The following is a 26,133-nucleotide window of genomic DNA, read 5'->3' on the forward strand; positions in this document are numbered from 1 at the left end:
ACCCATATGCAACGCGCCCGTTTTGGGCAGGACGCCCGAGATAGGAAAGGCAAATCACCAGCGCAACTGCCGCCGATAACGCAACCTACCGCGCAAGCACCGGCTTGCGGACAGGAATGGTCATCGCCGCCACGCCGGCGACAACAAAGGCCATTCCCCACCACGCCGTCGGCCCAAGGCTTTCGCCGAGGAACACGGCCCCGATCCCGACGCCAATCGGCACGCGCAGATAGGCCTGCGAGGTGGTGCCGACGGAGCCCAGCGTATGGATGAGGCGGAAATAAATGCAGAAGGCCAGCGCGGTTGAAAAAACCGAAAGTCCGAGCAGAGCAAGGATCGAGGCCGTTGACGGCGCCAACGCCCAGGGCCGGTCGAACACAAGGCTGGGGGGGACGAGTATTGCGGCACCGCAAAGCATCGAACCGGCGGCCGGGATCATCGGATCGAGGCCCTTGAAGCCGCGACCGAAAATGGCAGCACCTGCGTAGCAGACCGTCGCCGCGACGACGGCAAGCTGCGCCCACAATTGGTAACCAAGACCGCCAAGCGCCTGGGTGCCGACGATGAGGCATATGCCAGCTATTCCCGCACCGACGCCGAACAGTTTGCGCATGGTCACCGGCTCGTGGCGCGTGATGAGCGCTGTCAGCAGGAAGGTGAATATTGGCGAGGTCGCATTCAGGATCGTGGCCAGGCCGGCGTCCAGCGAGCGCTCGGCCGAGGCTATCAACGTGAATGGCACAACGCTGTTGAGGCATGCCTGGAACGCGAACCGACGCCAGCTGACGGCATCGCGCGGCAGGGTCAGGCCACGCCAGCGGAGGAGGGCGAGAAGAATTCCACCCGCAATCAACGTTCGAGCGGCGATCAGCGTTACCGGCGGGATCGTCTCAACACCGATCTTGATGAAGGTATAGGAAGCGCCCCACAGCACCGCGAGTGCAACGAGGAGCGCCAGCTCGGTCTTCATGTCGGTTTTTACAGGCATGGCGGGTTTGCAACCTTCGGGGGGACGTTGATCGACTACGCCATCCCTATAGGCGAGGCACGGAAGAAATGCTTCGATCATTATCCAACAGTGATTGTTGGCTAGGCAAAGAAGCATCAAATCGCTAGACCCGCCCGCGGCCGGCGTGGCAGAAGGCCAGTGGATTTTTCGCGGAGACATCATTGATGCCGAACTATGACGTGCTTTGTATCGGTAATGCGATCGTCGACATCATCGCCCAGTGCGACGAGGCGTTCCTGGAGACCAACGGCATCATCAAGGGCGCGATGAACCTGATCGACACCAGGCGCGCCGAACTGCTCTACAGTCGCATGGGCCCGGCCATCGAAGCCTCCGGCGGCAGCGCCGGCAACACGGCGGCGGGCGTCGCCTCCTTCGGCGGACGCGCCGCCTTCTTCGGCAAAGTCTCGAACGACCCGCTCGGCGAGATCTACGCCCATGACATCCATGCGCAGGGCGTCGCCTTCGATACCAAGCCGCTCAACGGCGAGCCGCCAACGGCGCGGTCGATGATCTTCGTCACGCCCGACGGCGAGCGCTCGATGAACACCTATCTCGGCGCCTGCATTGAGCTCGGGCCTGAGGACGTCGAGGCAGACAAGGCTTCCGGCGCGGCGGTCACCTATTTCGAGGGTTATCTGTGGGATCCGCCGCGGGCCAAGGAAGCGATCCGGCAGACGGCGAAGCTCGCGCATGCCGCCGGCCGCGAAGTGTCGATGACGCTGTCGGATTCGTTCTGCGTCGACCGCTACCGCGACGAGTTTCTGGACCTGATGCGCTCGGGCACCGTCGACATCGTCTTTGCCAACAGCCACGAGATCAAGTCGCTCTACCAGACCGCCTCCTTCGACGAGGCGCTGGCGCAGATCCGCAAGGACTGCAAGATAGCCGCGGTCACCCGCTCGGAAATGGGCTCGGTCATCGTGCGCGGCGACGAGACCGTCACCGTCGAGGCGACTAAAATCCGGGAGTTGGTCGACACCACAGGCGCCGGCGACCTCTATGCCGCGGGCTTCCTCTATGGCTACACGCAAGGGCGCAGCCTGAAGGAGTGCGGCAATCTCGGCTCACTGGCGGCCGGGCTGGTGATCCAGCAGCTCGGCCCAAGGCCGAGGCAGAATTTGCGCAAAGAGGCTGAGCAGGCAGGGTTGCTGTAGAACCCCTTCTTTCCTTCTCCTCTCGTAGGAGGAGGGAATGGGCGCGACGCCGAGTGCACTGCCAACGGGCGCACTGCACGGGTCAACAATTGAAACACTTCAGTCGGATTTCGGCATTCGTCCGAAACATCCGGGGGCGAAAAGCCGCGCTATGGAGCGAACCCGTCGGGACGGCTCCGCGGTCGAGGCCGCCAACCAACTGAAGGATCAGGAAGATGTCTACTCCCGTAACAGTCGTCGCTTTCAGTGGCGTCGATCCTGGCGCGTTGACGCTGACGCAGTACGAGAAACTCTACACCGGCGCTATGGCTCGCGCGCGTCAGGAAAGATCGGCCGCGCCGGCCAAAGGCATGGCGCGCCTGACATCGATGTTCAGGATCGAACATCATTTCGCCGGCATCGTTTTGCTGCTGGCCACGATCATCGGGGCCATGGCCGTCACCAACGGCGCCCAGGCCGGAGAAAACAAGTTCAAGATGAAACACGGCGTTTCACAGGCGGTGAAGCAGAATTCGGCGATGCCGCAAACGCGCCTCGCCCGTCGCACCCAAACCTTCAGGCCAACAGGCAAACTGCCGTCCTTTGGCGATAAGATCCGCCCCAGGATAAATGCGAAAATCGACTGCGCGGTAATTAGCTGCAAAGCCAAGCCACCGATCCTCAAGCATAGGCCCAAGCTGCCTTGCAAGATTTTCGGATGCAAACCCGGCAAGGACCACGACGGCCACCACGGCAATCACCATGGTCACCACGGCTCCTGGTTTTGGGGCGGCGTGACGATCGTCGCTTCCGACCATGGCGGCTGCGGCTATGAATTCTGGAAATGGAAGACGACTGGCTGGCGCTACTGGCGGCGTGCCTATCAGAGCTGCCGCGGCTGGAATTGAACTGCCCTACCCGATGCCAAGGGTCGACACCTGCGGTGGGTACAAGCGGCAATCCTTGACTACATTCAATCTTGTGCGCTTGTGCCCGCCGAACCGCGCTTGTGAAGGCGGGCGAAATAGATGCGCCTGCCCGATGTAGACCCGAACAGTTCTTTGCCGATCAGCGTACCGGTTTGGTTGCTGAGCTCGTAGTCTGTTTGCCGCAAGAGCTCTACCACTGTCGGATCGGGCCGGTCTTCGTCCAGCCACATCAACACCGCAGGATCCTGGAGCAGCTCTTTCAGCTCCGGAACCTCGGGATTGAGCAGCACGAGGTCGCCCTCGGCGAGGCGGAAGTTCCCAACCCACGAGGAACTGCCGAGTATCGTGCGCACCGGCCCGGTGGCCAGCAGATCGGAATAGAGCTCTTTGAAGTCCAGTCTTGCGGTGCGAGATTTGCCTCCCCCGCCCATCAGTTGCGCATACCAAGTGAACGGTGTCACAAGCAGAGCTATAACGACAGCCAAGGCGATTACGAAGCGCTGAACCTGCCGCCCGAACTCGCCCAGCCTTTCCATGCGTGCGGCAAGATAAAGCGGCAGCAGGAAAAGAACCGGCAGCAGCCACCGGTTGCGCAACGACGTGCTGCCGCTTGCCAGCATCAGCAGCAGCACAGCAAGAAGGCCTATCAGCAATGCACGCTCAAGCAACTTGTCCTGCGGTGCATTGAAAGCGTCCTGGCGTCGGGGGAAACTCCGTTTCCAGGCGAAGCCGAGGACGTAGACGCATAGAGTCATGATGCTGAATGAGGCGGTAGCGAATATGATTTTGAACAACCCCTCGCCGCGGACGCCGATCATCCCGTCGTCATCATCGGCTATGCCAAACTTGGATATACGGGCGAAAATTGCGTCCGAATGGTAGTAGCTCCAAACTGTCGTCGGGGTCAGAACAAGCACGAAGACCGCCATGCTGAGCAGTGTCCATGGCGAAACCAGCGCTGGTCGGTAGGCCCGCACAGTCATTGCCGCCGAGAGCAGTGCTACCAGCATGAGGACATCGTTGAACTTGGCGAGCGCGGCCAGTGCGGCCGTCAGGCCGAAGCACGCATAGGCCAGCGGCGTCCTGATATCGACGAGATAAGCAAAAGCGAGCAGCGTGACCGCGCAAAAGGCGAAGGCGGCCACCGAATGCGTCAAGCTGTGTTGCGCTTCCCAAAACAGCAGCGGCACCGTCATCAGTCCGAACATGGCGGCGGCTGCAGTGACCTGCTTATAGCCAAGGCGGCGCATTGCAGCGTGGGTGGCGGCAAAGCCGACGAAAAGCAGGACATATCTAACGAGTTTAAGGCTGAAGATGCTCGTCCCGAACCCTTGGCTCACTGTCCAGGCAATCCAGTTGTAGAGCGGTGGCTGCGAACCACCATAGCCGGCAGCAAGATGCGGCAGATAAATCAGTTGCTCGGCATCGTCGATGTTCACGCCGTTGCCTGCCCAAAGGCTAAGGAGCGGCAGCGTCGCAGTTTGGAAGGCGAAATAAAGAGCGACGAAGAGCACCGCGGCGTAAAGCCGGCCGATCTTGTCGTCGGCAAGCCAATCAATCAGTTCTTCTATCTTCTGCAAAATGTGGTCACCCGTTTGCGCCAGCGGCACGGCGTTACACGACTGTAGAGCAGAGAACAATCGGTGACCGGGTTTTACTCCCAAGCGTCGGAACGGTATTCCCGGTCGTCAGTTTTTGCGTGATGGGAAGCTCAGATCTTGGGATCTCGATGCCGCAATTGCCACGGATTAGGCCGTGATCCCATTAATCGGGGATTCCCGAGATGACGTGGTCTGCGGGATCGGCAGCATCAAGATCAGAAACGCTTGAAGCCACCGTTGCTCTCCGGTTATGTTCACAGCCTATCCCAGAAACGCAGTGTCGTCGCGACAATCGCTTCCGGCGCATCCTCTTGCAACAGGTGTTTCGCCTCCGGAACGGACAGGAACGGCGCGTTGGCTATCCGCCTTGCCAGTTCCCTGCCATCGGCGATCGGTATCCACTCGTCATCTTCGCCCCATAGGATTGTCACGGGGCAGCGTATCTCGCCATATCGCCACTCAACCTGCTGGCTGTACTTGTCATCCATCTGGGCAATCTGCCGCCAGAACGCCTTCTGGCCAACATCTCCCAGCCACGGGTCGAGGTAAAGCTTCATCTCGTCTTCGCGTAATTCGTTGGCCACTGCGGTGCCGATATAGGCCCTAAGCATAGCTTCGTGGATATAGGCTGGCAGGTTCGCAAACACCTGCTCATTCTCCTTTGCGGCCTGAACAAGCGGTGAGCCTTGGGGGCTGATTGCGACCGGGTCGATGAGGACAAGGCTTCGATAGTCAAGCTCGTTCAATATGTGTCCGCGAAGCGCATTCGATCCACCGAAATCGTGGGCAACCACGTCCGGGTTCTTGACGCCCCAATGTGCATAGAGGGCAGCGAAAAGCTCGCTCTGCACGCCGCGCGACACGTTGGCGTCGGGTTTGTCGGACTGACCGTAGCCAAGCATGTCGAAGTAGAAGATTTGTCGCTCCCGTCCCAGAAGCGGCGCTATGCGCCGCCATTCGACGGACGAAAATGGCGTTCCGTGAAGCACGATTGCGGGCGGCCCTGCTCCAATCGTCCCCCATGCGATCGCGTAGCCACGGAAGTCGAAGCGCTCCGGCACCTGCCAATTGTTCGTCATGATTCTCTGTCCGACCCGCGTCAGTCGGGGAGACAACGCAAAACTGGATGTCCGGTTTCAGTTTTCCCGATGCAGATCGAAGCGAAAGCTATTGGAGCGTTTGCTGGTGCCATCGCGCCGGACTCCGATTCAGGCTCACAATGAGCCGATATGATCCGACAGACTTTGAATGGCGCGCGATCAAGCCGTTCCTGCCCGACAAGCCGCGAGAGGCGTGCCACGCGTCGACGACCGCCGCGTGCTTAACGGCATCTTCTGGTGCCGGGATCTGGCGATCTGGATCGAGCGGTCTCTCACGCTCCCGCCGAATATGCCGCAATCGCCGCCATGTTGACGATGTCGGAATCCTTGGCGTTGAGCGAGACGATCTGCACCGGCTTGTTCAAGCCGACCAGCAGCGGGCCGATGACGGTGGAGCCGCCGAGTTCCTGCAGCATCTTGGTCGAGATCGAAGCCGAGTGGAAGGCCGGCATGATCAGCACATTGGCCGGGCCGGTCAGCCGGATGAATGGGTATTGCGCCATGGCACGGGCGTTCAGTGCCACGTCGGCGGCCATCTCGCCATCATACTCGAAATCGACGCGCCGCTTGTCGAGGATGCGCACCGCTTCCTGAACGCGCTCGGAGCGCTCGCCCTGCGGATGGCCGAAGGTGGAATAGGCAAGCATGGCGAGCCTTGGCTCGTAACCCATGCGGCGGGCAAAGCCGGCGGCTTCCTCGGCGATGTCGGCGATCTGTTCGGCATTCGGCATGTCGTGGACGGCGGTGTCGGCGACGATCACGGTTCGGCCCCGCGCCAGCACGATCGAGGCGCCGATGACGCGGTGGCCGGGTTTGGCGTCGATGACGCGGCGGATGTCGTCGAGCGCCGTCGAATAGTTGCGAGTGACCCCGGTGACGATGCCGTCGGCGTCGCCCAGCGCCACCATGCAGGCGGCGAAATGATTGCGATCATTGTTGATCAGGCGCTGGCAATCGCGGAACAGGAAGCCCTTGCGCTGCATGCGCTCGTACAGATAGTCGGTGTAGACGCCGTTGCGGCGCGACAGCCTGGCGTTGATGATCTCGATTCCTTGCCTGTCGATCTCGATGCCGGCGTTCCTGGCGTTCTCCTTGATGACGTCGTCGCGGCCGAGCAGGATGGCCGTGCCGAGCCGCTGATTCACATAGGAGACGGCGGCGCGCATCACCTGCTCCTCCTCACCCTCGGCGAAGACAATACGCTTGGGCTGGCGGCGCACGCGGTCGTAGATGCGCTGCAGCGTCGAAGCGATCGGGTCACGGCGGGCGGAAAGCTCCTGGGCGTAGCGGTCGAGATCGAGGATTGGCTTGCGGGCGACGCCTGAGTCCATCGCCGCCTTGGCGACCGCGATCGGAATGGCTGAGATCAGGCGCGGGTCGAACGGCACCGGGATGATGTAGTTTGGGCCGAATTTCGGCCGCATGCCCTGGTAGGCGGCGGCGACGTCGTCAGGCACGTCCTGGCGCGCCAGTTCGGCGAGCGCACGCGCCGCGGCGATCTTCATGTCGTCATTGATGGTGGTAGCCCGCACATCCAGTGCACCGCGGAAGATGTAGGGAAAGCCAAGCACATTGTTGACCTGGTTCGGGTAATCGGAGCGGCCGGTCGCCATGATGGCATCGGTGCGGATTTCGGCGACTTCCTCGGGCGTGATCTCCGGGTCGGGATTGGCCATGGCGAAGATGATCGGGTTCTTGGCCATCGATTGCACCATCCTGGTGGTCAGCGCGCCCTTGGCGGAGAGGCCGAGGAAGACGTCGGCGCCCTCGAGCGCCTCGGCCAGCGAGCGCGCGTCGGTCTTGACGGCGTGCGCCGATTTCCACTGGTTCATGCCTTCGGTGCGGCCCTGGAAGACGACGCCCTTGGTGTCGCACAGGATGATGTTTTCAGGCGCGAAGCCCATCGCCTTCATCAGCTCGATGCAGGCGATACCGGCCGCGCCGGCGCCATTGCAGACCATTTTCGTGGTCTTCATATCGCGGCCGGTGATCTCCAGCGCGTTGATCAGGCCGGCGGCCGAGATGATGGCGGTGCCGTGCTGGTCGTCATGGAAGACGGGAATGTCCATCAATTCGCGCAGGCGCTGCTCGATGATGAAACATTCCGGCGCCTTGATGTCTTCGAGGTTGATGCCGCCGAAGGAGGGGCCGAGATAGCGCACGCAGTTGATGAATTCGTCTGCATCCTCGGTGTCGACTTCGAGGTCGATGGAATCGACATCGGCAAAGCGCTTGAACAGCACCGCCTTGCCTTCCATCACCGGCTTCGAGGCCAGCGCGCCGAGATTGCCGAGGCCGAGGATGGCGGTGCCGTTGGAAATGACGGCGACCATGTTGCCGCGCGCCGTATAGTCGAAGGCGCGGCTCGGATCCTCGGCGATGGCTAGGACGGGAACCGCGACGCCGGGTGAATAGGCAAGGCTCAAGTCGCGCTGCGTCGCCATCGGCTTGGTGGCGACGATCTCCAGCTTGCCGGGCCGGCCCATGGCGTGGAATTCGAGCGCCTCCTGCGCACTGACGGAGGGTCCGTTGTTCTCGGTCTTCCTGGCCATGATGCTTTCGATTTCCTCACCCGTGCAGCACCTCGTTAAAACGGGTGCAATGCTTTCTTTTGTGGAACGTTCGGGATTAAGGCTACACTTCGCCGCTGTAAACAGCCAAGCAAGTGGCTTGGCAAATTTTGGAAGCGGTTTCTTGAACGACGAAACGCCCATTCGCAGCGAGAGCGCTACGCCGGCCTTTGCGCCGGCGACGCCGATGATGGAGCAGTATATCGAGATCAAGGCGGCGAACCCGGATTCGCTGCTGTTCTACCGTATGGGCGATTTCTACGAGCTGTTCTTCGACGACGCCGAGAAGGCGAGCCGGGCGCTCGGCATCGTCTTGACCAAGCGTGGCAAGCACCAGGGCCTCGACATCCCGATGTGCGGCGTGCCGGTGCATGCGGCCGACGACTATCTGCAGAAGCTGATCGGACAAGGGTTCCGCGTCGCTGTCTGTGAGCAGATCGAGGATCCGGCCGAGGCGAAGAAGCGCGGCGGCAAGTCGGTGGTGCGCCGCGATGTGGTGCGGCTGGTGACGCCCGGCACCATCACCGAGGACAAATTGCTGGCGCCGTCGGAATCGAGTTTCCTGATGGCGCTTGGCCGGGTCAAGGGCGGAGCGGAACAACACTCCTTCGCGCTGGCCTGGATCGAGATCTCGACCGGTGCCTTCCGCGTTGCCGAGACCACCGCCGATCGGCTGCTCGCCGATGTCTTCCGCGTCGACCCGCGCGAGTTGATCGTCGCCGAGCCGGTGTTTTATGACCCCGAGCTGAAACCGGTGTTCGACGTACTTGGCCGCGTCGCCAGTCCGCAGCCGCCGAACCTGTTCGACTCGGCGTCTGCCGCGGGCCGCATTGCCCGTTTCTTCGAGGTGGCGACGCCGGACAGTTTCGGCACGTTTTCGCGCGCCGAACTGTCGGCGATCTCGGGTGTCATCGCCTATGTCGAAAAGACGCAGAAAGCCGAGCGGCCGCCGCTGTCGCGGCCCGAGCGGGAGGAGCAGGGCTCGACGCTGTTCATCGATCCGGCGACACGCGCCAATCTGGAACTACTGCGTACCTTGTCCGGCAGCCGCGAGGGCTCGCTGTTCAAGGCGATCGACCGCACGGTGACCGGCGGCGGTGCGCGGCTGCTCGCCGACCGGCTGATGGCGCCGCTGACCGATCCGGCGGCAATTGGCGCAAGGCTGGATTCGGTGTCGTTCTTCCGGTCCGAGACACGCCTATGCCAGGCGGTGCGGGCGAGCCTGAAGAGTGTCGCCGACATGCCCCGCGCCCTGTCCCGGCTGGCCCTCAATCGCGGCGGTCCGCGCGATCTCGGCGCGCTGCGTGCCGGATTCGAGGCCGCCGGCACTATTGCCGAACTGTTTGGAGCGACCGCCGTTCCACAAGAACTGGCGGCGGCACTGGCGGCGATCGAGGCGCTGCCGCGCCCGCTGGCCGAGCATCTGACGCAGGCTCTCGGCGACGAGCTGCCGCTGCTCAAGCGCGATGGCGGCTTCGTCCGCAGCGGCTACCACGCCGAACTCGACGAGATGCGGGCACTGCGCGACGAATCGCGAAAAGTGATCGCCGGGCTGGAGCGCTCGCTGATCGACGAGACCGGCATCCGCTCACTGAAAATCCGGCACAACAATGTGCTCGGCTACTATATCGAGGTCACCGCCAACCACCATGCGATCATGACCGGCAGCGATGGGGCGAAAGCCCGCTTCATCCATCGCCAGACCATGGCCAACGCCATGCGCTTCACCACGACGGAACTGGCCGAGCTGGAAACGAAGATCGCCAATGCAGCCGACCGGGCGCTGGCGATAGAGCTCGCCGCCTTCGACAGGCTGACGGCGGAAGCGGTCGGCCAAGCGGACGCGATCCGCGCCGGGGCCGAAGCGCTCGCTGTGCTCGACGTCTCGGCAGCACTCGCCCTACTGTCAGAAAGCGAGGCCTGGTGCCGGCCGCTGGTGGACGCGAGCCTCGCCTTCGCAATTTCGGGCGGGCGGCATCCAGTGGTGGAACAGTCGCTGCGGCGTTCGGGCGAAGGACCGTTCGTTGCCAACGATTGCGATCTGTCGCCGGAAGGGGACACCAAAAACGGCGCGATATGGCTGCTGACCGGTCCCAATATGGGCGGCAAATCAACCTTCCTCAGGCAGAACGCGCTGATCGCCATCCTCGCCCAGACCGGCTCCTTCGTGCCGGCGACGTCAGCCCATATCGGCGTCGTCGACCGGCTGTTTTCGCGTGTCGGCGCCTCGGACGATCTGGCGCGCGGCCGCTCGACCTTCATGGTCGAGATGGTCGAAACGGCGGCGATCCTCAACCAGGCCGGCGAACGCGCGCTGGTGATCCTCGACGAGATCGGCCGCGGCACCGCTACCTTCGACGGCCTGTCGATCGCCTGGGCGGCGGTCGAATATCTGCACGAAAAGAACCGCTGCCGGGCGATCTTCGCCACCCATTTCCACGAGATGACGGCGCTGGCCAGCAAACTCGCTCGACTGCACAACGTCACCATGCGGGTCAAGGAATGGGAGGGCGACGTGGTCTTCCTGCACGAGGTCGGCAAGGGTGCCGCCGACCGCTCCTATGGCGTGCAGGTGGCACGGTTGGCCGGCCTGCCGGAAGCCGTGGTCGGCCGCGCGAAGGAGGTGCTGCACCAGCTGGAAGCCGGCGAGGTCTCGGGCAAGGCGAACCGGCTGGTCGACGACCTGCCGCTGTTTTCGGTGGCAGCGAAACGGGAGGCGCCGAAGCCGGCGAAGGACGATGCGCTGGGTGTGGCGCTGGGCGCGATCAATCCCGACGAGATGACGCCACGCGAGGCGCTGGAGGCGCTGTACCGGCTGAAGGGCATGGTGGGGAAGCCGTAGCACCACAGCCCGACCAGGGCGGACGAACTCGAGACAGTCTGCGCCATCCAGGGCGCGCTCACGCTGGGACGCGCTTTCGACGATGCGGCGGTCTTTTCCCGCGCGCTGCAACGACGCTGGCGGCGCTCGGCCAGAGTCTTTTACAAGGGCTCGAAGCGAAAGGCTGTTTCGGTGCGGGAAACCCTACCGACGCCCGGTGAATCGAGATGCGCTCCCGCGACGTAGCAGGCGTTGCCAGTTGCCATCGCCAGTATTTGCCGCCGGGTTGTCCTCGCCTGCTCCTGGTCGGCGTCGAACTCCCACGCGATCTCCGGGTGGTCGAATTGAAGCGATGGCACATGCACAATGTCGCCCCAGATCAATAGTGTTTCGCCGTCGCTCACAAGGCGAAAGCAGGTGTGGCCGACTTCATGGCCAGGGGCGGCGATCGTATCGATAGGCGCGCTAAGGCGCTGCCCAGGATCGAAGGGCTGCGCCCGGCCGTGGAAGCGTTCCAGCCTCGCCTCCGCCCGGAACATGCCGAGCTCGGCTCGCGGGACAAGCAGGCGTGAGAGTTGCGGGAAGCCGTCGCCACCGTCGGCAAGGATCAGCCCGTGGATATGGTCGAGATGGGTGTGGGTGAAGGCAACAGTGCGCACCCGGTCGACGGCGATCTTCGCCTCGCGCAGCGCCTTGGGCAGATGCCCCATTGTCGGGTGCCAGGCGTTCGAAGCCCCTGTGTCGATCAGCGTGATTTCGTCGCCGTCATCGATGGCAAAGGCGTTGACGGATAACCGGAGCGCGCCGGCAATGAGTGGAACTTGCGACGGCAGGTTATCGCCGAATACAATGTTTCCAGGCTGGCGCAGCCGCCTTGTTGGCATGTCAACATAACCGTCGCGCAGCGACGTGACCGTCATATCCCCGATTTTGTATGCCGTGTGATGATGCCCAGCTGAAATTCGTTCCAATGCTCACTCTCTGTTCTTCTGAAAACCAGTTCCCACTTTCGGAATCTAGATCATCTCCAGCCCGCGCTTGCGGGTCGGCGGCGGGAAGGCGCGGTCGAGGTCGGCGAAATCTTGTGAGGTGAGCATGATGTCGAGCGCGGCGACGTTCTGGCGGACATGCTCCTGCCGGCTGGCCTTGGGAATGGCGATGACGTCGTCTTGGCGCATCACCCAGGCAAGCGCGATTTGCGCCGGCGTGGCATTGTGGCGAGCGGCGATGGCTTCGAGCCTGGCGTTGCGCGCCAATACGCCCTGATCGACCGGCGAATAGGCCATCAGCGGAATGCCACGCTGCCGGCTCCAGGGCGCAAGGTCGAATTCGGGGCCGCGCTGGGTCAGATTGTAGAGGATCTGGTTGCTCTGGACGTTGTCGCCGCCCGGCAGGCTGACCAGTTCCTCCATCTCATGGGTGTCGAAATTGCTGACGCCCCAGTGGCGAATCTTACCGGCCTTTTTCAACGCCTCGAAGGCCTCGACCGTTTCCGTCAGCGGCACGCTGCCGGGCCAATGCAGCAGATAGAGATCGATGCGGTCGGTGCGCAGATGCCTGAGGCTTCGGTCGCAGGCCGCCGGTACGCCGGTGCGCGAGGCGTTGGACGGCAGCACCTTGGAGACCAGGAACACCTCGTCGCGGCGCCCGGCAATGGCATCCGCCACCACCTCCTCGGCCCCGCCGCTGGCATACATTTCGGCGGTGTCGATCAGCGTCATGCCGAGATCGAGCCCGAGCTTCAGGGCGTTGACCTCATCGGCATGGCGGCTGAAATCCTCGCCCATTTTCCAAGTGCCTTGGCCCAGCACGGGAACGGCTTCGCCCGAGGGCAATGTCGTGGTTCTCATCATAGATGGCATGGCGCGCTCCAGTCGAGGCCCGATGGCAGCACACCCTTCGGGAGAAATCCAGATGAAAGTCCTTCCCTGAATTTCCCCCGGCCCTGAATTTCCCCCGGGCTGGTTGATGGCTACTTCACAGGATGGGCGGCAAGCCAATCCTGCATCTGCTTGATCTCGGCTTCCTGCGCCGCGATCACCGCTTCAGCCAGCTTGCGCATTTCCGGATCCTTGCCATTGGCGAGCTCGACTTTGGCCATGTCGATGGCCGCCTGGTGATGCGGGATCATGCCGCGGGCGAAATCGACATCAGCATTACCGGAATGCTCGATTGCCATCATCGCCGTGTGCATCTTGTCCATCACCGCCTTGTAGCCGTCGGTTGAGGGGCTTTGCGCGCTCATCGCCCCCATGTCGTGCTTCATCTCCTGGGCTTGCGATGGAATGCTTTCGAGGAAAACCGCAAGCAGCATTCCCGCCGCCATCAGCAGCAGCACGATCTTCTTGGCCAAGGTCATTCATGATCTCCTTTTGAACGAATTCCTATCTGGGGATTTCGCTCAGAGTTTCAACGTCCGGAGCCGCAACGCGTTGGTGATGACCGAAACCGAGGACAAGCTCATCGCCGCAGCCGCCAGCATCGGCGACAACAGCGAGCCGGTGAGCGGATAGAACACGCCGGCGGCGACCGGCACGCCAAGCACGTTGTAGAGAAAGGCGAAGAACAGGTTCTGGCGGATATTGCGGATCGTCGCCTGGGCGAGCGTGCGGGCCCGGACGATGCCGTTGAGATCGCCCTTGACCAGCGTGATCCCAGCGCTTTCGACCGCGACATCGGCGCCGGTTCCCATGGCGATGCCGACATCGGCGGCGGCCAGCGCCGGTGCGTCGTTAACGCCGTCGCCGGCCATGGCGACGCCGGCGCCCCTGGCGCGCAGCTCCTCGACCAGCGCACTCTTCTGTTCCGGCAGCAGGCCGGCACGCACCTCGTCGATGCCGAGTTTGCTAGCGATGGCTTTCGCCGTGCGTTCGTTGTCGCCGGTCGCCATGATGATCTTCAGCCCGCGCTCGTGCAGCGCCTTGATCGCCTCTGATGTCGTCGCCTTGATCGGGTCGGCGACGGCGACAATGCCGGCCAGCCTGTTGCCGACGGCGACGAACATCGCGGTCTTGCCTGCGGCCTGCAGCGTCTCGGCGGTGGTCGAGACGGATGCGATATCGATGCCGAGGTCGGCCATCATCGCGGCGTTGCCGAGCGCGACCTTCTTTCCCGACACCGTGCCGGCAACGCCCTTGCCGGTGACCGCCTCGAAACCGTCGGCCTCGGGGATCTTTACCCCGCGCTCACGGGCACCTTCGACGATCGCCTCGGCCAGCGGATGCTCCGAGCCTTTTTCCAGGCCGGCGGCAAGTGCCAGCAGGTCATCTTCCGTCGTGCCCTCGGCAGCGACGACGTCGGTCAAGCTCGGCCGGCCTTCGGTCAATGTGCCTGTTTTGTCGACGATCAGCGTGTCGACCGAGGCAAAGCGTTCGAGCGCCTCGGCGTCCTTGATCAGCACGCCGGCATGCGCGCCACGCCCCGTGGCGGTCATGATCGACATCGGCGTGGCAAGCCCCAGCGCGCAGGGACAGGCGATGATCAGCACCGAGACCGCCGAGACGATGGCAAAGATCAGGCTGGGTTGCGGCCCGAAGATCGCCCAGGCGATGAACGCAACGATCGCAACCACCACGACGGCCGGGACGAAATAGAAGGAGACGCGGTCGGCCAGGCCTTGAATCGGCGCGCGCGAACGCTGTGCCTTGGCGACGAGCTCGACGATCCGCGCCAGCGTGGTCTCGGCGCCGACTTTGTCGGCGCGCATGATCAGCGAACCGTTCTTGTTGAGCGTGCCGCCGGTGAGGGGGTCGCCTTCAGTCTTTTCGACCGGCAGCGGCTCGCCTGACAGCATCGATTCGTCGATGGAAGAGCGACCGTCCAGCACGATGCCGTCGACCGGCACGGCGTCGCCGGGGCGGATGCGCAGGCGATCGCCGGCCTTGACCGTGTCGAGCGGCACGTCGTTTTCGGAACCGTCCTCGGCAATCAGCCGAGCGGTCTTCGGTGCGAGATCGAGCAGCGCGCGAATCGCCGAGCCGGTTTTTTCACGGGCTCGCAATTCCAGCACCTGGCCGAGGAACACCAGCGCGACGATGACGGCGGCCGCCTCGAAATAGACCGGCACAGTGCCCTCATGACTGCGGAACTGGTGCGGGAATATGTCCGGGAACAGCGTGGCGACGACGCTGTAGAGATAGGCGGCACCAACGCCGAGCGAAATCAGCGTCCACATGTTGGGGCTGCGGTTGAGAACCGAATCCCAACCGCGATGGAAGAAGGGAAAAGCGGCCCACAGCACAACCGGGCTCGCCAGCGCCAGTTCCACCCAGACCTTCGCCGAATCCTCGATGAAGGCGCTAAACGTCAGGCCGAGCATCGGCGCCATGGCGAAGATCAGCAATGGCACGGACAACACGGCACTCACCCAGAAGCGCCTGGTGAAATCGACCAGCTCCGGGTTCGGGCCCTCATCACCTGATGGTACACCCATCGGTTCCAGCGCCATGCCGCAGATCGGGCAGGAGCCTGGTTTGTCACGGACGATTTCCGGATGCATCGGGCAGGTGTATTGCGTGCCTTTCGGCATCGCCTGCGGCTGCGGCCGATCGCCAAGATACTTTGCCGGCTCCGCCTCGAATTTCACCTTGCAGCCGGCGGAGCAAAAATAGAAGCCTTGGCCTTCATGCCGGGAAAAGTGCTTGGCGGTGGCACGTTCGACATTCATGCCGCAGACCGGGTCGGTTGCAGTAAGGTACTTTTCCGGCTCGGCCGTGAATTTCGAACGGCAGCGCTCGCTGCAGAAATGATAGAGATGGCCGCCATGCTCGGCTGTCGGCTTGCCGGCCGCCGAATCGACGGTCATGCCGCAGACCGGATCGCGAACGACGGCGTCCGCGACGGGCGGAGCAGCTTTCGCCGAGCAGCAGCCGCTATGCGCGTGACGGTCGTGGTCGGAATGGGTCATGCGGAAAGGCCTCTCTGTCTCGATCTTGAAACGGAGGTAGTGCTTCCAGTCACTGGAAGGTCAAGGGCCAATTCTGTTTTTCTTGCCGAGCCGCGCGCCAACCGCCGGCAGAAAATCCCGCATCCAGCCGCCGCTGCATGCTGTCGACGACTACCGCGGAGAGCGTGTCCGTCCGCCCCATACCCAGCGCCGCGAAAACGCGCTATAGACGCCGCCAAAACGGCGAGGCCGAACGGCACTTATGGCAAAGATCTCTCTGAAGCTTGATGAACTGATCGACGGCGAAGCCTTGCGCCGCGAGATGACCGCGCTGACCGCGGCCACGGCAGGCGACGGCTCCGGCAAGGTTGCGCGCGCCGGCGTTCTCCAGCTTCTCAAGGGCAGGCTAGCCGCCGGCCGCACCACCGCCGAACGCATGCTGATGGACGACGGCAGCGGCACCGCTTGCGCCGCCCGGCTGTCGCATCTCATGGACGAAATCATCCGCGCGCTCTACGATTTCGCCGCCAGCCATGTCTATCGCGTCAAAAACCCGTCATCGGCCGAACGCATGGCCGTCGTCGCGGTCGGCGGCTATGGCCGCGGCACGCTGGCGCCGGGGTCCGATATCGATCTCCTCTTCCTGCTGCCTTACAAGCAGACGCCATGGGGCGAGCAGATCGTCGAATACATGCTCTACATGCTGTGGGATCTGGGGCTGAAGGTCGGTCACGCCACCCGCAACATCGACGAATGCCTGCGGCAGTCGCGCACCGACATCACCATCCGTACCTCGATCCTTGAAGCGCGTTTCCTGTGGGGCGAGCAGAAGCTCTATGACGAGCTCATGCAGCGTTTCGACCGTGAGGTGGTGCGCACGACCGGGCCTGAATATGTGCAGGCCAAGCTTGCCGAACGCGACGAACGCCACGCCAAGGCCGGTGAAAGCCGCTATTTGGTCGAACCCAACGTCAAGGACGGCAAGGGCGGCCTGCGCGACCTGCAGACGCTGTTCTGGATCGGCAAATACTTCTACCGGGTGCGCACCGGCGAGGAACTGGTCGACAAGGGCGTCTTCACCGGCACCGAATATCGGGAATTCCAGAAGGCCGAGGACTTCCTGTGGGCGGTGCGCTGCCACATGCATTTCCTCACCGGCAAGGCCGAGGAACGGCTGCATTTCGACATCCAGCGCGAGATCGCCGAACGGCTGGGCTACACCACGCATCCGGGCCTGTCGGCGGTCGAGCGCTTCATGAAGCATTACTTCCTCGTCGCCAAGGATGTCGGCGACCTCACCCGCATTTTCTGCGCTGCGCTCGAGGAAGAGCAGGCCAAGCATGTGCCTGGCTTCAACCGCATCTTTCTCACCTTCTCGCGCCGCAAGCGCAAACTTGCCGGCACGTCCGATTTCATCATCGACAACCATCGCATCAACATCGCCGACGACCAGGTGTTCGAGCGCGATCCGGTCAATCTCTTGAGGCTGTTCTGGTTCGCCGATAAGCACGGGTTGGAATTCCACCCCGATGCGCTGAAGCTGTTGACCCGTTCGCTCGGTCTCGTCGGCAAGGCGCTCCGACGCGACGAGGAGGCCAACCGGCTGTTCCTCGACATATTGACCTCGGACCGCAACGCCGAACTCAACCTTCGGCGCATGAACGAAGCGGGGCTTTTGGGAAAACTGATCCCGGATTTCGGCAAGATCGTCGCCATGATGCAGTTCTCGATGTACCACCACTATACGGTGGACGAGCATTTGATCCGCTGCATCGGCGTGCTGGCCGAGATCGAGCGCGGCGATGGTGAAAAGATACATCCGCTCTCCCACACGCTGATGCCGGGGCTGAAGAAAAGCCGCGAGGCGCTTTATGTCGCGGTGCTGCTGCACGACATCGCCAAAGGGCGGCCGGAAGACCATTCCGAAGCGGGCGCCCGGATCGCGCGACGGATCTGCCCGCATATGGGACTGTCGGCGGCCGACACCGAAACGGTCGCCTGGCTGGTCGAGAACCATCTCGTCATGTCGATGACGGCGCAGACCCGCGATCTCAACGACCGCAAGACGATCGAGGACTTCGCCGCGATCGTGCAGTCGGTCGAACGGCTGAAGCTGCTGCTCGTCCTCACCATCTGCGATATCAGGGGCGTCGGGCCGGGCGTCTGGAACGGCTGGAAGGGGCAGTTGCTGCGCACGCTCTACTACGAGACCGAATTGCTGTTGACCGGCGGGTTTTCAGAAGTGTCGCGTGCGATGCGCACCGCGGCTGCCCGCGAAAAGCTGGCCGAGGCGCTCGCCGATTGGCCCGAAAAGGCCCGCAAGCGTTATGTCGGTCAGCACTACGAGAACTATCTGCTGACGGTCGATCTCGCCGACCAGCTTCGCCACGCCGAATTCATTCGAGAGGCGGATGCGGCGGGCAAGAAGCTCGCCACCATGATCAAGACCCACCAGTTCGAGGCGGTGACCGAAATCACCGTGCTGGCGCAAGACCATCCCCGCCTGCTTTCGGTCATTGCCGGCGCCTGTGTGGCGGCAGGCGGCAATATCGTCGATGCGCAGATCTTCACCACCTCCGATGGCCGTGCGCTGGACACTATCCTGATCTCGAGGGAGTTCGACCGCGACGAGGACGAGCGCCGCCGCGCCGAGCGCGTCGGCCGCCTGATCGAGGACGTGCTGTCGGGCAAGAGCTGGCTGCCGGAGATGATCGAAAAGCGCACCAAGCCGCGACGCGGCGCCAAGGTCTTCCGCATCCCGCCGCGCGCTGAAATCCGCAACACGCTGTCGAACCGGTTCTCGGTTATCGAGGTCGAGGGGCTGGACCGGCCGGGCCTGCTGTCCGAGATCACCGGAGCCTTGTCCGACCTGTCGCTCGATATCGCCTCGGCGCACATCACCACTTTCGGCGAAAAGGTCATCGACACCTTCTATGTCACTGACCTGACTGGCCAGAAGATCGACAGTCCGACGCGCATGACCGCTATCCACAACAGGCTGATCGCGGCTCTCGAAGGCGCCGTGCCCGAGCGCGGCGGCAAGGCCAAGGCCGCCGCCGAGTGAACGCCGCTCTCGTTATTTCCCAACCACGCAGGCACCCTCTGCACAAATGAGCCTTATCAAAAAATTCGCGACGGTGGCCTCCGGCACGCTGATGAGCCGCGCTCTCGGTTTTGTCCGTGAAATGCTGATGGCGGCGGCACTCGGCACCGGACCGATCGCCGACGCCTTCAACGCTGCCTTCCAGTTCCCCAACACCTTTCGCCGGCTGTTTGCCGAAGGCGCCTTCAATGCCGCCTTCGTGCCACTCTTCGCCAAGGAAATCGAGACGCACGGCACCGATGGCGCCAAGCGCTTTTCCGAAGAGGTGTTCGGTGTGCTGTTCACTGCGCTGCTGGCGCTGACCATCGCCATGGAACTGGCGATGCCGCTGATCGTGCGCTACCTGGTGGCGCCGGGCTTTGCCGACACGCCGGGAAAGTTCGAGATGACGGTCGGGCTCGCGACCATCATGTTTCCCTACCTGATCTGCATGTCGCTCGGCGCCATGATGGCCGGCATGCTGAATTCTCTGCGCCGCTATTTCGCCGCCGCGGTGGCACCGGTGTTCCTCAATGTCATCCTGATCGGCGTGCTCGCCTATGCCTGGCACCAGGGGTCGGATGCGCGCACTGTCGGCTTCGCGCTGGCCTGGGGCGTGCTGGCGGCGGGGCTGGTGCAACTGGCGATCGTCTGGGTTGCGGTGCGCCATGCCGGCATCTCGATCGGTTTCCGCCGGCCAAGGATGACGCCCAATGTCAGGCGGCTCTTGATCCTGGCGCTGCCGGCTGCGATCACCGGCGGCATCACCCAGATCAACCAGGTGATCGGCACGGCAATCGCCTCGGCGCAGGACAGCGCAGTGTCGTCGCTCGCTTACGCCGATCGCATCTATCAGCTGCCGCTCGGCGTCGTCGGCGTGGCCGTCGCCATTGTGCTTCTTCCCGAACTGTCGCGGGCGCTGAAGTCGGGCAACCTGATCGAAGCGGCCAATCTGCAGAACCGATCGGTGGAGTTCACGCTGTTCCTGACCTTGCCGGCGGCGGCGGCACTGCTGGTCATGTCGGAGCCGATCGTGAGGCTGGTCTACGAACGCGGGGCGTTTGCCGCCAACGGCTCGACGCCAATCGTGGCGGCGATCCTGGCGATCTTCGGCCTGGGCTTGCCGGCCTTCGTGCTGATCAAGGCGTTCACCCCGGGCTATTTCGCCCGCGAGGACACGCGCACGCCGATGATCTTCGCCGCCATCTCGGTGGCGGTGAACATCACCACCGCGCTGACGCTGTTTCCGTCGATGGGTGCGCCGGGCATCGCCGTCGCCTCGGCCGTCGCTGGCTGGGTCAATGCGCTGATGCTGCTCGGCGTGCTGATCCGGCGCGGCCATTGGGGCCGCGACGTGCCACTCATGAGACGCATCCCCCGGCTGGTGCTGTCGGCGGCGGTGATGGGCGCGGCGCTCTATTTTGCCGAGCACTGGTTCGCCGCCAGGCTTGCCTCGGGATCGCCACTGATCGTCAAGGCTACGACGCTTCTTGCGCTGGTCGCCGGCGGGGCATTGCTTTATTTCGTCACCGCCTTCGCTACCGGCGGCGCCGATTTCGGCATGATCCGGCGCAATATGGCGCGGAAGGGATCACCGCCTGTCAGGGGACGGTCTCCAGATCCGTAAGCCGGAATTCGTCCGCCGTCGAAAGCATCGGAACGGCGTAATAACGCGCGCAAGCATAGTGGAAACAGTCCGCCATGTTCAGGCGGATAGCGTTGTTACGAAACCGCGACGCGGCCTCAACGGACAGAGACGTTGCGTCAGGGGCAGGCGGAAGCTCCCGCAAGGCAATTGCCCGCTCTTCGAGAAAACGGCTGACAATCTTCAGGCTTAGGGCGACCGGTATGGCCAGCTTTTCCGGTCGCGAAAGCGCCATCGCGGCTTCCCAAACCGCAATCGCCGACGTGAATGGAGCCGACGCTTCCATGACCGCCTGCGCGCAGCGCTGGCCTTCGGCTTCGTCGCTCAGCACTGCGACGATAGCGGCTGCGTCGACAAACATCAGTCTTCGCCGGACAATTCGTCATAGACCGAGCGCGGCAGCGGGTTGCGCGCCTGCTCGCTCAACTCAATCCCGAACTCGGCCCGGAGCCGTGCCGCCGTCTCAAGCGGCGTCTCGCGATTACGCCGGCGCTCCAGAGCTTCACGCATGGCGATCACAATCGCCTCGGTGATGCCGACGCCCTCGACCTTCGCGAAGGCGCGCGTCAGGCTGTCTGCCTCCTTGTTGTTGATGTTGATTGTCATTGGCACTTTTGCCTTGTCGAATAATGTAGATAAGATTATGTAGCTATCTACATTATTGTGTCAACGTACCTGAGGCGGCCGATTGTCGATTTCGACCGCCCTCAACCCGAGGAGGAGAGGGCTGGCCGCAAGGCGCCCCTGCCTTGTCCTTGATGGACCCAACTGTAGGTAGTTTCAACTTGACAGGTGACGGCAGCTATGCTAGGAATTTATTCATGGTGCGGAGTTGCGCCAACGGCCCGCCGGCGAGGCGGGTTTTTCATTTCATGCTTCAGCGAACGGTGCCTTCCGCGGCGTTTTGCCAAGCTGAGTCCGAAGCCCTGCGTCTATCCAGCAGCCTCTTGATCCGCTCCTCGCTCTCGTCCATAAGCGCGCCGTCGAAAGACTTTCGCCGCGCGCGAAACGGCCCTCCACAAGCCATGAGGACATCATGCCCGCCTTTGAGCCACTCGCCTTCAAGCCGCTCGTCTTTTCCGGCGTCCAGCCGACCGGCAATCTGCATCTCGGCAACTATCTCGGCGCTATCAAGAAATTCGTCGCCCTGCAGGATACCTCCGATTGCATCTATTGCGTCGTCGACCTGCATTCGCTGACTGCGCAGCTCGTGCATGAGGATCTCGCGGACCAGACGCGCGCGATCACCGCGGCGTTTCTCGCCTCCGGCATCGACCCGACGAAGCACATCGTCTTCAACCAGTCGCGGGTCATGCAGCACGCCGAGCTTGCCTGGATCTTCAACTGCGTGGCGCGCATCGGCTGGATGAACCGGATGACGCAGTTCAAGGACAAGGCCGGCAAGGATCGCGAGAACGCCTCGCTTGGGCTGCTTGCCTATCCGAGCCTGATGGCAGCCGATATTCTGCTCTATCGCGCCACCCACGTGCCTGTAGGCGAGGACCAGAAGCAGCATCTGGAGCTGACACGCGACATCGCGCAGAAATTCAACAACGACTTTTCGGACCGCATCGCCGTCCTTGGCGTCGGCGTCGAGATGAGGGTCGGCGAAGAGACGGTGAACGGCTATTTCCCGCTGACCGAGCCGATCATCGGCGGACCGGCGGCGCGCATCATGTCGCTGCGCGACGGTTCGAAGAAAATGTCGAAGTCGGATCCGTCGGACCTGTCGCGCATCAATCTGACCGACGATGCCGACACCATCTCGAAGAAGATCCGCAAGGCCAAGACCGACCCCGAGGCATTGCCCGGGGAGTTGGACGGCTTGGCCAACCGGCCCGAAGCGGAAAATCTCGTCGGCATCTATGCGGGTCTCGCCGAAATATCGAAGGAGGCGGTGCTGAAAGAGTTCGGTGGTCAGCAGTTTTCGGTGTTCAAGCCGGCGCTGGCCGACCTTGCCGTGGAAAAACTGGCGCCGGTCGCCGGTGAAATGCGCCGCATTTCGGACGACCGCGCCTATGTCGACGCGGTGCTGAGGGATGGCGGCGAGCGCGCCGGCGCCTTGGCCGAGGCGACGATGAAGACGGTGCGCGACATTATCGGCCTGCTGCAAAGCTAATCTGCACCCGATAGCGCTACATCCGCCGGTCGCTTGCGGCCGGGCTGTGGCGGTGGCAGATTGCGACCGAAACCATCGAAGGTAGAATATGGTCTCCAAACGCCTCAGTCGCGAAGCCGGCCATCGCCGCAAGTTCCTGGCGATCATCGACGACACGCCCGAATGCGAGCGGGCCGTCGTCTACGCCTCGAAGCGCGCGCAGAGCACCAGCGGCGTGCTGGTGCTGCTCTATGTGATCGAGCCGGACGATTTTCAGCATTGGCTGGGTGTCGAGAAGATCATGCGCGAGGAGGCTATGGCGACGGCTCGCGCGGCCCTCGACAGCTATGCCAACAAGGTGCGCCAGAAACTCGGCATCGAGCCGGAACTGGTGGTGCGCGAAGGCAAGCCGACGGAGGAGATCCACAAATTGATCGAGGAAGACCAGGACATTGCCATTCTCGTGCTGGCCGCCGGCGCCGGCAAGGAGGGGCCGGGGCCGCTGGTCGGCGCGGTCGCCGGCAAGGGCGCCGCCTTCCCCATCCCGGTGACTGTGGTGCCGCAGAACCTGTCAGACGAAGAAATCGACAGCCTCGCCTGAGGTGTGCTGATATTCAGGTGAGGTCGGCCTGACCTGAATCTCGACATCTCAAAGCTTTTAGGGCGCTAGCACAACATTCCGCCAGCCATACCGTTCCAGCGATGGCTTTCGCTTGAATGTCCTGCCGATAAGGCCTATTTAGAATTATTCCAAACTATCTGCCCGAATGGGCACGGAGACGTTCATGTTCATCCAGACCGAATCGACGCCAAATCCGGCGACATTGAAGTTCCTGCCCGGCAAGGAAGTGCTTGTCGAAGGCACGGCTGATTTCCGCGATGCCGACAGCGCCGCCACAGCGTCGCCGCTGGCCGGCCGGCTGTTCGAGATCCCGGGCGTCACTGGCGTCTTCTTCGGCTATGACTTCGTAACCGTGACCAAGGACGGTCCCGACTGGCAGCATCTGAAGCCGGCGATCCTCGGCGCCATCATGGAACACTTTATGTCCGGCGCGCCTGTCATGGCCAAGGCCGGTCCCGCCGCCGAGACCAGCCAGACCGGCGAATTCTACGACAAGGCCGACGAGGAGCTGGTCATCACCATCAAGGAACTGCTCGACACGCGGGTGCGCCCGGCTGTCGCTCAGGACGGCGGCGACATCACCTTCCGGGGTTTCGAAAACGGCACCGTATTCCTGCACATGAAAGGCGCCTGCGCCGGCTGCCCGTCCTCGACGGCGACGCTGAAGCACGGCATCCAGAACCTGCTTCGGCATTTTGTGCCCGAGGTTCAGCAGGTCGAACAGGTCTCTTAAGGGCTCCATTCGCCTTCTCGCGACAACAAAAAACCGGGCCGAATTGCCCGGTTTTCTGTTTTTGGACGTCAGTTGTTGCCTAGACGGTCCGCGTATGAGCTCTAGAGAACGATAACCTTGGCACCGACCGAGGTGCGGTCGTAAAGGTCGATAATATCCTGGTTCATCAGCCGGATGCAGCCCGACGACATCGCCTTGCCGATCGAGTTCCACTCCGGGCTGCCATGCAGGCGATAGCCGGAATCGCCGCCCCTGTTGAACAGATAAAGGGCGCGCGCGCCGAGCGGATTCGTCAATCCGGGCTCCATGCCGCCAGCGAACTTGGCGAGCTCCGGCTGGCGCTTGATCATCGCCGAAGGCGGCGTCCAGGTCGGCCATTCGCGCTTCACGGCGATGCGGGCGGTGCCGCGCCATTCAAAACCCTCGCGGCCGACGCCGATGCCGTAACGCATCGCCTCGCCGCCGCCCATGACGTAATAGAGAAACTTGTTCTGCGTATCGACGACGATGGTGCCCGGTTTTTCATCCGTGTCGTAGCTGACCACCTGCCGGCGGTACTTGGATGGCACCTTCTCGATCGGAATGCGCGGCAGTCGATAGCCGGCATCGGTCATCGCGCCATAGTTGTTGGTGAAGATCTGCGAGCCGATGGTGCTGCAACCAGCGATAGCGGCCGACAGCGCAAGTGCGGCGACGATTGCAAATGGCTTCATGCGCATGAAAAGGTCCGATGCCCCGCCCGAAATAGAGCGGCTCGAGACGGCCGCTTTGTCACCATCATTCATGCTGGCATTTGCTTTGCTTGCCAAGCGCGCGATGCCTATATGCAGGGGCTTACATGACGGTAAGTCCGCACCTGTGGCTTTTCGGCAACGTCTATCATAAGATTATGTAGGAAATTCAATGGGCCGGCTGACTTCCCTGTGCCGTGCGCGCAATCTTCCATCGACGACTGCCGCCAGCTGATGGCGCTCTACCAGGACCGCAGGCGCGCCAGCCAATGACGTGCGCGAGATCGCCGCCGCGCATGTGACGGCAATCGAGGAGAAGGTGCGCGAGCCGCAGTCGATGCGCTCGACCTTGCAGAAGCCGCGAACGGGCGGCGCTTACGACCCCGGCGGGCGATACCGGATCGACTTTGCCTTGCCAAGCGCTTGCATCGTCTCTTCGACGCTCAGGAGGACGGTGGTCTGATACGAGTTGAGCGCCCCTCCGGCACCGATGGCCAGCATGACAGATGCCATCGAAACATTGTCTGGGGCCTCCCACAGATTCCAGCCATCGTGCTCTCCGAAGGCGTACCAGAACCCGTGCAGCTTTCCGCCCACTGATTCGATGTAGGAACGGGCCGCCTCGCGTCGATCCTCGGGGTTTTCGATTAGGCGCGCCCAGGTTTCGGGCTTGTAGCTGAATTGCGTGAGATACATCGGCATGGTTCATCTCCTCCCAGAGCTGCCCCCAACGCTGTAGTAAAGCGCCCGATACAGGGAGAAGGCGAGTCGTTTCCGAGGCGTAGTCCCGCTGGCTTAGTTGCGGGGCCGCTAATGGAGGTGCTTCACTGGCTTTCGTCAGGGAGTAAGGCCAATGGCAGCGTATCTCATCACTGATGTAGACATAACCGATGCCGCCGTTTTCGAGGAATACCGCCGGGATATACCAGCAACCGAAGCGCGCTATGGAGGAAGGTACATTGCTCGCGGCGGAGCCACCAAAGTGCTGGAAGGCAATTGGGAACCTCATCGCCTGGTCATTGTCGAGTTCCCGGAAATAGCCTCCCTCATGGCCTGGTACGGCTCTCCAGAATATAGCCGGCTCAAAGCTATCCGCGAGCGCTGCGCAAGGACGAGAATCATTGCGCTGGAGGGCGTGATCCCCGCCGGTTGAAGGCCGGGTTTGTCAACC

General features: G+C 62.7%; 21 protein-coding genes and 2 pseudogenes. 11 read left to right on the forward strand and 12 right to left on the reverse strand.

Features of this window, described 5'->3' with window-relative positions; all coding sequences use genetic code 11:
• Window positions 1–85 precede the first annotated feature (85 nt).
• Complete coding sequence (locus ABID19_RS07575) at window positions 86–988, reverse strand: DMT family transporter (RefSeq protein ID WP_354489290.1); 903 nt, start codon at window positions 986–988, stop codon at window positions 86–88.
• Between the two features lie 185 nt (window positions 989–1,173).
• Here ABID19_RS07575 and ABID19_RS07580 point away from each other — a divergent pair, with 185 nt between their 5' ends.
• On the forward strand, window positions 1,174–2,166 hold the full coding sequence (locus tag ABID19_RS07580) for an adenosine kinase (protein ID WP_354489292.1): 993 nt from the start codon (window positions 1,174–1,176) through the stop codon (window positions 2,164–2,166).
• 215 nt (window positions 2,167–2,381) lie between these two features.
• Window positions 2,382–3,053 carry a hypothetical protein gene (locus ABID19_RS07585; RefSeq protein WP_354489293.1) on the forward strand — a complete coding sequence of 224 codons (672 nt, stop codon included), beginning with the start codon at window positions 2,382–2,384 and terminating at the stop codon, window positions 3,051–3,053.
• A gap of 65 nt (window positions 3,054–3,118) precedes the next feature.
• Here ABID19_RS07585 and ABID19_RS07590 read toward each other — a convergent pair whose 3' ends face one another.
• Together ABID19_RS07590 and ABID19_RS07595 are read right to left on the reverse strand one after the other, a co-directional pair.
• Complete coding sequence (locus tag ABID19_RS07590) at window positions 3,119–4,684, reverse strand: ArnT family glycosyltransferase (RefSeq protein ID WP_354489295.1); 1,566 nt, start codon at window positions 4,682–4,684, stop codon at window positions 3,119–3,121.
• A 245-nt stretch (window positions 4,685–4,929) separates the two neighbouring features.
• Window positions 4,930–5,754 carry an alpha/beta fold hydrolase gene (locus ABID19_RS07595; protein WP_354489297.1) on the reverse strand — a complete coding sequence of 275 codons (825 nt, stop codon included), beginning with the start codon at window positions 5,752–5,754 and terminating at the stop codon, window positions 4,930–4,932.
• 140 nt (window positions 5,755–5,894) lie between these two features.
• Between ABID19_RS07595 and ABID19_RS07600 the strand changes: the two are divergent.
• Window positions 5,895–6,013 (forward strand): annotated as a pseudogene (locus tag ABID19_RS07600) (IS5/IS1182 family transposase); the annotation flags it as partial.
• Between the two features lie 34 nt (window positions 6,014–6,047).
• On the opposite strand, the gene ABID19_RS07605 reads toward ABID19_RS07600, so the two are convergent.
• The gene (locus tag ABID19_RS07605) at window positions 6,048–8,327 is read right to left on the reverse strand and encodes an NADP-dependent malic enzyme (protein WP_354489299.1); all 2,280 of its coding nucleotides are present in this window, start codon (window positions 8,325–8,327) and stop codon (window positions 6,048–6,050) included.
• Between the two features lie 205 nt (window positions 8,328–8,532).
• On the opposite strand from ABID19_RS07605, the gene mutS reads away from it, so the two are divergent.
• Window positions 8,533–11,187 carry a DNA mismatch repair protein MutS gene (gene mutS / locus ABID19_RS07610; RefSeq protein ID WP_354489500.1) on the forward strand — a complete coding sequence of 885 codons (2,655 nt, stop codon included), beginning with the start codon at window positions 8,533–8,535 and terminating at the stop codon, window positions 11,185–11,187.
• Between the two features lie 140 nt (window positions 11,188–11,327).
• Here mutS and ABID19_RS07615 read toward each other — a convergent pair whose 3' ends face one another.
• The 4 genes from ABID19_RS07615 to ABID19_RS07630 all read right to left on the reverse strand — a co-directional run bounded on the left by ABID19_RS07615 (window position 11,328) and on the right by ABID19_RS07630 (window position 16,072).
• The gene (locus ABID19_RS07615; protein ID WP_354489301.1) at window positions 11,328–12,086 is read right to left on the reverse strand and encodes an MBL fold metallo-hydrolase; all 759 of its coding nucleotides are present in this window, start codon (window positions 12,084–12,086) and stop codon (window positions 11,328–11,330) included.
• 96 nt (window positions 12,087–12,182) lie between these two features.
• Window positions 12,183–13,028, reverse strand: coding sequence for an aldo/keto reductase (locus tag ABID19_RS07620; RefSeq protein WP_354489302.1), 846 nt, complete (start codon window positions 13,026–13,028; stop codon window positions 12,183–12,185).
• 110 nt (window positions 13,029–13,138) lie between these two features.
• Window positions 13,139–13,525, reverse strand: a complete 387-nt coding sequence (copM, locus tag ABID19_RS07625) for a CopM family metallochaperone (RefSeq protein ID WP_354489304.1) — start codon at window positions 13,523–13,525, stop codon at window positions 13,139–13,141.
• A gap of 42 nt (window positions 13,526–13,567) precedes the next feature.
• The gene (locus ABID19_RS07630) at window positions 13,568–16,072 is read right to left on the reverse strand and encodes a heavy metal translocating P-type ATPase (protein ID WP_354489306.1); all 2,505 of its coding nucleotides are present in this window, start codon (window positions 16,070–16,072) and stop codon (window positions 13,568–13,570) included.
• 241 nt (window positions 16,073–16,313) lie between these two features.
• Between ABID19_RS07630 and ABID19_RS07635 the strand changes: the two genes are divergently transcribed.
• Together ABID19_RS07635 and murJ are read left to right on the forward strand one after the other, a co-directional pair.
• Complete coding sequence (locus tag ABID19_RS07635; protein WP_354489308.1) at window positions 16,314–19,115, forward strand: [protein-PII] uridylyltransferase; 2,802 nt, start codon at window positions 16,314–16,316, stop codon at window positions 19,113–19,115.
• A gap of 46 nt (window positions 19,116–19,161) precedes the next feature.
• The gene (murJ, locus tag ABID19_RS07640) at window positions 19,162–20,760 is read left to right on the forward strand and encodes a murein biosynthesis integral membrane protein MurJ (RefSeq protein ID WP_354489310.1); all 1,599 of its coding nucleotides are present in this window, start codon (window positions 19,162–19,164) and stop codon (window positions 20,758–20,760) included.
• Here the strand turns inward: murJ and ABID19_RS07645 are convergent.
• Entirely contained in the window at window positions 20,735–21,139 is a 405-nt protein-coding gene (locus ABID19_RS07645; protein WP_354489311.1) for a type II toxin-antitoxin system VapC family toxin, read from the reverse strand. The two genes, murJ and ABID19_RS07645, sit on opposite strands and share 26 nt — an antisense overlap.
• Complete coding sequence (locus tag ABID19_RS07650) at window positions 21,139–21,384, reverse strand: type II toxin-antitoxin system VapB family antitoxin (RefSeq protein ID WP_027142906.1); 246 nt, start codon at window positions 21,382–21,384, stop codon at window positions 21,139–21,141. Before ABID19_RS07650 ends, ABID19_RS07645 begins: the two co-directional genes overlap by 1 nt.
• Before the next feature lie 430 nt (window positions 21,385–21,814).
• On the opposite strand from ABID19_RS07650, the gene trpS reads away from it, so the two are divergent.
• The 3 genes from trpS (at window position 21,815) to ABID19_RS07665 (ending at window position 24,231) form a co-directional block, all read left to right on the forward strand.
• Window positions 21,815–22,897, forward strand: coding sequence for a tryptophan--tRNA ligase (gene trpS, locus ABID19_RS07655; RefSeq protein ID WP_354489314.1), 1,083 nt, complete (start codon window positions 21,815–21,817; stop codon window positions 22,895–22,897).
• An 88-nt stretch (window positions 22,898–22,985) separates the two neighbouring features.
• Window positions 22,986–23,477, forward strand: a complete 492-nt coding sequence (locus tag ABID19_RS07660; protein ID WP_354489316.1) for a universal stress protein — start codon at window positions 22,986–22,988, stop codon at window positions 23,475–23,477.
• Between the two features lie 184 nt (window positions 23,478–23,661).
• The gene (locus tag ABID19_RS07665; protein ID WP_095493837.1) at window positions 23,662–24,231 is read left to right on the forward strand and encodes a NifU family protein; all 570 of its coding nucleotides are present in this window, start codon (window positions 23,662–23,664) and stop codon (window positions 24,229–24,231) included.
• Between the two features lie 101 nt (window positions 24,232–24,332).
• Here the strand turns inward: ABID19_RS07665 and ABID19_RS07670 are convergent, their stop codons facing one another.
• Complete coding sequence (locus ABID19_RS07670; RefSeq protein WP_352934434.1) at window positions 24,333–24,950, reverse strand: L,D-transpeptidase; 618 nt, start codon at window positions 24,948–24,950, stop codon at window positions 24,333–24,335.
• Window positions 24,951–25,140: 190 nt separating this feature from the next.
• Here ABID19_RS07670 and ABID19_RS07675 point away from each other — a divergent pair.
• A pseudogene (locus ABID19_RS07675) lies at window positions 25,141–25,320 on the forward strand (MerR family DNA-binding protein); the annotation flags it as partial.
• A gap of 17 nt (window positions 25,321–25,337) precedes the next feature.
• Here ABID19_RS07675 and ABID19_RS07680 read toward each other — a convergent pair.
• Window positions 25,338–25,664 carry a GYD domain-containing protein gene (locus tag ABID19_RS07680; RefSeq protein WP_354489318.1) on the reverse strand — a complete coding sequence of 109 codons (327 nt, stop codon included), beginning with the start codon at window positions 25,662–25,664 and terminating at the stop codon, window positions 25,338–25,340.
• Window positions 25,665–25,815: 151 nt separating this feature from the next.
• Between ABID19_RS07680 and ABID19_RS07685 the strand changes: the two genes are divergently transcribed.
• Window positions 25,816–26,115: a DUF1330 domain-containing protein gene (locus ABID19_RS07685; protein ID WP_354489320.1), complete on the forward strand. Its 300-nt coding sequence runs from the start codon at window positions 25,816–25,818 to the stop codon at window positions 26,113–26,115.
• Window positions 26,116–26,133: the final 18 nt, after the last annotated feature.

Origin of the sequence: Mesorhizobium robiniae (assembly GCF_040545535.1) — a bacterium.
Taxonomy (GTDB): Bacteria; Pseudomonadota; Alphaproteobacteria; order Rhizobiales; family Rhizobiaceae; genus Mesorhizobium; species Mesorhizobium robiniae.